This is a genomic window from Dictyobacter arantiisoli (assembly GCF_008326305.1).
In the GTDB taxonomy this organism is placed as follows: domain Bacteria; phylum Chloroflexota; class Ktedonobacteria; order Ktedonobacterales; family Ktedonobacteraceae; genus Dictyobacter; species Dictyobacter arantiisoli.
The window spans coordinates 1-5,818 of the sequence record NZ_BIXY01000164.1; the positions used below are offsets into that span (position 1 = coordinate 1).

The 5,818-nt window shown below is 50.6% G+C and carries 4 protein-coding genes; 1 reads left to right on the forward strand and 3 read right to left on the reverse strand.

What is annotated here, in order from left to right:
• Positions 1 to 214: 214 nt before the first annotated feature.
• The 3 genes from F1593_RS27075 to F1593_RS27085 form a co-directional block, all read right to left on the reverse strand.
• Entirely contained in the window at positions 215 to 1,183 is a 969-nt protein-coding gene (locus tag F1593_RS27075; protein WP_149404672.1) for a carbohydrate ABC transporter permease, read from the reverse strand.
• A gap of 52 nt (positions 1,184 to 1,235) precedes the next feature.
• Positions 1,236 to 2,600 carry an extracellular solute-binding protein gene (locus F1593_RS27080; RefSeq protein WP_149404673.1) on the reverse strand — a complete coding sequence of 455 codons (1,365 nt, stop codon included), beginning with the start codon at positions 2,598 to 2,600 and terminating at the stop codon, positions 1,236 to 1,238.
• A 219-nt stretch (positions 2,601 to 2,819) separates the two neighbouring features.
• Positions 2,820 to 4,301 (reverse strand): alpha-N-arabinofuranosidase, encoded by a 1,482-nt coding sequence (locus F1593_RS27085; protein WP_149404674.1) that lies wholly within the window; start codon positions 4,299 to 4,301, stop codon positions 2,820 to 2,822.
• Positions 4,302 to 4,530: 229 nt separating this feature from the next.
• Here F1593_RS27085 and F1593_RS27090 point away from each other — a divergent pair, with 229 nt between their 5' ends.
• Positions 4,531 to 5,553, forward strand: a complete 1,023-nt coding sequence (locus F1593_RS27090; protein ID WP_149404675.1) for a LacI family DNA-binding transcriptional regulator — start codon at positions 4,531 to 4,533, stop codon at positions 5,551 to 5,553.
• The last annotated feature ends 265 nt before the right edge of the window (positions 5,554 to 5,818 follow it).

A 5,818-nucleotide genomic window follows, 5' to 3' on the forward strand; every position in this document is an offset into this window, starting at 1 on the left:
GTCTGCTGATCCGCTGGGAGAAGCGCCCGCGTTCCTATCAGACCTTGTTGTGCTTGGCTTGTGCGCTCATTTGCTTTCAACAATGTGATCGCGTTTCCTCCTTGTAGGTTTTCGGATAAGTTCTAGGTGGCCTTGCTCGGCCAGCGACGATAGACTTTTTGCATGCTCTGTGGTGTACCCTGACTCTGACTCTGCTCAATACTTTGGATAGACATCAGGCATTCCTCCCTTTGCGGCTCTGGCGCGATACCAGCGCAAATTGTGACACAGCTACCACTAAGATGATGACAAAGAAGACATAGGACATGGCTGACGCATAGCCTAAGCGGAATGAGGTGAAGCCCGTGTCATAGATATAGTGAATGACTGAACGTGTGGAGTAGTTTGGTCCGCCGCTCGTCAAGAGATAGGTCTGGGTAAAGAGTTGCAGCGAGGCGATGACCTGCAAAATGACGATCAAGGATGTGAAGCGATTGAGTAATGGAATGGTAAGATAGCGGATACGCGCCCAGGTGCCAGCTCCATCAATACTGGCAGCCTCATATAATTCAGGTGAGATCTGTTGCATACCGGCCAGATAGACTACAAAATTGAAACCGACAGTCCACCAGATAGTGAGGATGATCACGGCAATCATTGCGATAGTGGGATCAGTCAGCCATTGTATTTCTGATAGACCAAGATTGGTAAGGGTGCCATCGATCAAGCCAAAGCCTGGTTGATAGATCCAACTCCAGATCAGCGTTACAACGGACACGGGAAGAATAAAGGGCGCGAAGAAGATAGTGCGAAACAGCGCCTGCGCTGGTATGGCGCGATTGACAAGTAGTGCCAATCCCAATGCCAGCACAACCAGGATCGGTGTACTGATCACGGTAAAGATGAGAGTGACTCCGAGTGCCTTCCAGAAAGCGCCATCTCCCATCAACTCTTGATAGTTGGCGAGCCCGAGAAAATGTGATGAACCATTGCCTCCAATGGTCCAGTTAAAGAAACTCATGCGAAAGCCGAAGATGACCGGCCAGACCAGAAAGATGATAAAGATCAGTAGAAAAGGGAGTACAAAGAGCCATCCTGTCAGGTCTGTGCGCCAGCGTTTTCTATTATTGGTGCGCACCAGATCCTGATTACGGCTGGTTGAGGTTGCGGTTTGCAACTCTTCCTTCAGTGACATCTCTGACATGGTTATTCCTCTCCTTGACGACAATGTCAAACGATGGGGGATCAACGCTTTTTCAGTTAAATGCAGGAATAGCCAACAATTTTTGCAGGGCTGCTTTGAATTGTTGGAGTGCTTGCGTTGATGTCATCGCTCCGGTAAAAACACCCTGGAAGGCAGCTCCGGCCTGGTTTTCCAACTCAGAGCCTGAACCACTAAACCAGGCGATGGGATCAAGCACCGCATTTGCCGCGACACTGGCATAGTTGGACTGCGGTTTGAGCTGCTTATAGGCGTCACTTTCAGTCACGGGCAGATAGGCCGGGATATGTCCACCAGCGGCCCAATTCTGACTGTTTTTGAGCATATAACTGATATATTCAAGTGCGCCCGCTCGACGTGCTGGATCTACCGCCAGTTGATGTGGAAGAATAAAGGCATGGGAATCGGCCTGAACGCGATAGGTATCATAGAGCTGGGGAAAAGGGGCCATGTTAAAATGCAGATCTTTTTGTGCCAGGAATGTTGTGACTTCCCATTCACCATTCCAGTGAAAGGCTGCTTTTCCACTACCGAAGAGGGCAACGGCACCCGCATAGTCCTGGAATGGGGATGCCACTTTACTTTTCAGCGTAAGATCCGCCATAAAGGATAAGACCTGTTCGGCCTTTGTATCGTCCATGGTCAATGTTTTGCCATCGGCTGAGAGAACTTCACCGCCCAACTGACTATAGAGAGTATAAAAGAGACGCCAGGCGGTGATGGCCTGTGCTTCGGCCGCTAATCCAAATGTGCCCGGCCCCGTTACCTGTTGCGCACGCTTAAAGGCATCCATAAGCACTTCAGGACTATTCAATGGCTTGAGCGAGCCATCCGCATTGAGCAGTCCGGCCTTCTGACAGATGTCCGTGTTGTAATACAGCACGAAGGGATGGGTATCGAGGGGGATAGTATAGAGCTTGCCATTGTAATGGGCTCTTTGCCAGATGGCGGGCAAAAATTTATCTTCTGTAATGCCGTATCTGGCAAGTTCATCGATGTCAAAGGGATCGAGCAGGTTCTCGGATGCATAAATAGGGACACGTGTCATATGCGATATTGCGACATCGGGTGGACGACCACCGGCGGCGGCCATGGCGAGTTTGGTGTAATAGGGAGCGCCCCAGGCCAGGGTTACCGCTTCTAGATTGATATTGGGATGGCTTTGGGAAAAGTTGTTTTCCATCTGTACCATGCGTACCCCATCACCACCGCCGAAGAGGTTCCAATAGGTCACATGGGTACCTGAAGAAGCAAGGGGACTACCACAGGCATTCAGGAGCGTCAGGGCCGCGCTACCGCCAATGCCCAGGGCGGCTGTTTGTTGCAGGAAATTGCGACGCGTCATGCGTGCGCCAGAATTTGCCTGGGATGCCATCAACTGATGTTGCTCAGAGATCATTCCATCTCCTCCTGAGTGTTATCGCTAACTATGCGACATAGGATACAGCACTACAATGAACTGTAAGCTTTAAAGAGTAACTGAGGTGATGATCGGTCTTTCCTATTTGTCGACTGTGCCGGTTCTTTTTTTCCTCCTTTGCTGTCAGAAGGGAAGGAGGGATGGTGGCCGCTCCTTCCGTTTACAAACACATTTTTACTGGCTGCCTTAAGCGCGTGTTCAGGCTAATTGTAAGCGCAGTAGCGTGAGCGAATGGGCCGGGAAAGTATAGGTGATATCCTGCTCGCCGCTATGCAGATGGTGTTCTTGTATGCTGACTTCGTTGGGTTGCTCGAAGTCGTTCTCGCTATTGGGATTGTCTCCGTTGACCTCGTATGCGTAGGCACTCTCGATAGTGACGTTGTCCGCGAACTTGAGGGTGGTGCTCAGATCCTGCTCGCGATGGCGATTGACGACGGCAATGGTGACGGTCTTGCCGCTGGCATCGCAGGTAGCAGAAGCATCCAGTATTTTGAAGGGTCCCAGGCTTGCGAAAGGAAAGCCATACGGGGACTTATCCTGCTCTTGCGTGAAAGGAAGGCTCTCGCTCTCGACATGGATATCCAGCGCGATATCCTGCATATGTTCAGCGAAGAGGCGCAGTGGATGATAGATGGTTTGTAAAAATAAACCTTCAGGACTGGTAAAAATAGGGGCGATGACATTGACCATCTGGGCCAGATTGGCAAGTTTGACGGTATCGCTGTGGCGAATGAAGCTATTGAGGAAGGAGCTGACCGCCAGAGCATCCGAAAGGTTATAACGCTCCTCCAGAGCTGTTTCCGCTGCACGCTTGCGATACCAGACATTCCACTCGTCATAGGCGATGTAAATGGGATGTTCGATCTTTTGGTTATAGCGTGCGCGATCAATGATGGCGCGGGAACTTTCCAGGGCGAAGTCGGCCAGAGCGGGAGCCAGCACGTTGCTATAGTAGTCGTCACTACCAGTATAGAGATGCAGGCTATAATAATCGATGTATTGTGCCAGGCCAGGAATGACAATATCGTCCCAATCTTTCCAGCCGGTATCTCCACAGCCGACCAGTTTGATACTGGGATCGGTCCATTTCATGATCTTGGCAAACTCGGTGGCCTTCTTTACATAATCTTCCGGCGTCATGGCACCAATCTGCCAGGTTCCATACACCTCATTGCCGAGTCCCCAATATTTAACGTTATAGGGTTCCTCATGTCCATTTTTGCGGCGCAGATTCGCCCAGTAGGTATTGCCGGTGCCATTGCAGTATTCAACCCAGGTGCGGGCCTCATCCATGGTGCCGGTACCCATATTGACGCAGATATACGGCTCAACATTCATTGTGCGGCAATAATCCATAAACTCATCGGTACCAAAGCGGTTGGATTCAGTTGAGTGCCAGGCCAGTTCCATTTGTGGAGGGCGATTCTCCACCGGACCAATGCCATCGGTCCAATGATAGCCACTGACAAAATTGCCGCCGGGCCAGCGCAGCAGAGGTGTGCGCAGATCCCGCACCGCTGCCATCACATCTTTTCGATAGCCATGCTCATCGCTGAGAGGCGAATTTTCTTCGTAAATGCCCCCGTAGACGCAACGGCCTAATTGCTCAATAAAACCGCCATAAATATTACGATCTATCGATCCGCTTTTACGTGCCAGATCGATGTTGATACTAGCCAAGACTTGCTCCTTCTACGCAAAAAAGCTGCAGTGCTTTTGTTTACAACGTTGTAAATTATATAGCATATACAAGTCAGCTTTGTCAATGCTTGCCTGGCTTGCTGACCCTGAAATTTGGAGCTGAATGGCCTTTTCGCCCGCATTCGCAGCGTGCAACGTTGTAAAAAGCGCGTAATTTAATGTATATTTATCTTGTCTATTAAGTTTTGAAAAAGGGGTGAAGCAATCATTGGCCACAACATTGAAGGATGTCGCGCTCAAGGCGGGCGTCTCTGTCAAAACCGTCTCAAATGTCGTCAATAACTATCCCTATGTGACGGATGCGATTCGCCTGCGGGTGAAGGCGGCGATCAACGAATTGCAATATCAACCCAACCTGTCGGCGCGTTATTTGCGCAAGGGGCGTTCTGGTATCCTGGCTTTTGCTAATCCAGATCTCAGTAATGCCTATTTTTCTGAAATTGGTCAGGTCGTGATCGAGGCCGCCAAAGCTCGCTCCTATACGGTACTGCTTGACCATACGGGTGGTGAACGCTCCAATGAACAGGATGTGGTGCGAGGATTAAGCCCGCACCTGATCGATGGGGTCATTCTCAGTCCGTTCGCACTGGAACCTGAAGATTTACAGCCCCGGCAGGAATCCATCCCGATTGTCTTATTAGGAGATCGTATTTATGATGTGCCGTATGACCATGTAACCTATGATAACGTGGCAACTGCGCGTCTGGCGACACAACACCTGCTCAGTTTGGGGCGCCGCCGTATCGCGGCCCTGGGCGTGCAGGAGGCAGAGGCGCGCGAGACAGAAACCTCACGCTTACGCCTGCGCGGTTACCTAGAAGCTTTGGAGGAAGCTGGTGTGCCGCTTGATCCTCATCTTATTATTCGTGGCCTGCCGAGTTTTAGTCGTTTTTATGGGGCGCGTGCCATGCGCCAACTCCTCTCCCTGGATACGCCACCGGATGCGATCTTTTGCTTCAACGATCTTCTGGCGCTGGGAGCCATGCGCGCTATCTTTGAAGCCGACTATCGCGTTCCCGAAGACATTGCCGTGGTCGGTTTTGACGACATCGAAGAAGGCCGTTATGCCGTACCATCCCTGACCACCATTGCGCCCGACAAGCAGAAAATTGGAGATCTCGCCGTTGCCTTCTTACTGGGTCGTATCGATGGAACGCGTACTGGTCCGCCCGAACGCATCGAAGTCTCCTGCCAGTTGATTGTACGCGAGAGTAGCACCCTGCGCGGCTGAGACACCAGCAGTAATAGCGGCATCGCACAAAGATTGCCTGATTCAATACATTCCACGAGATCACAGAGAGTGTCGGACTCTCATGCTTTCCACGATCTTTGCGTATGAGTTTTCGCACCTACGGTGCTCAAACATCTTTGTACATGGGTCACCCCGAATCTTTCGAACAAATATTCGAGTGATAAAAGACTCAACAAAGGAAGTGAAACCTAAAAAACCTCCTGAACGATGTAAAGGAAATTGATAAATTCCAAACAGTTCAGGA

What these genes read in the sequence shown, in the direction of transcription:
- F1593_RS27080 (WP_149404673.1), bottom strand. Translation starts at nt 2,600, where the DNA reads ATGATCTCTGAGCAACATCAGTTGATGGCATCCCAGGCAAATTCTGGC.
- F1593_RS27075 (WP_149404672.1), bottom strand. Translation starts at nt 1,183, where the DNA reads ATGTCAGAGATGTCACTGAAGGAAGAGTTGCAAACCGCAACCTCAACC.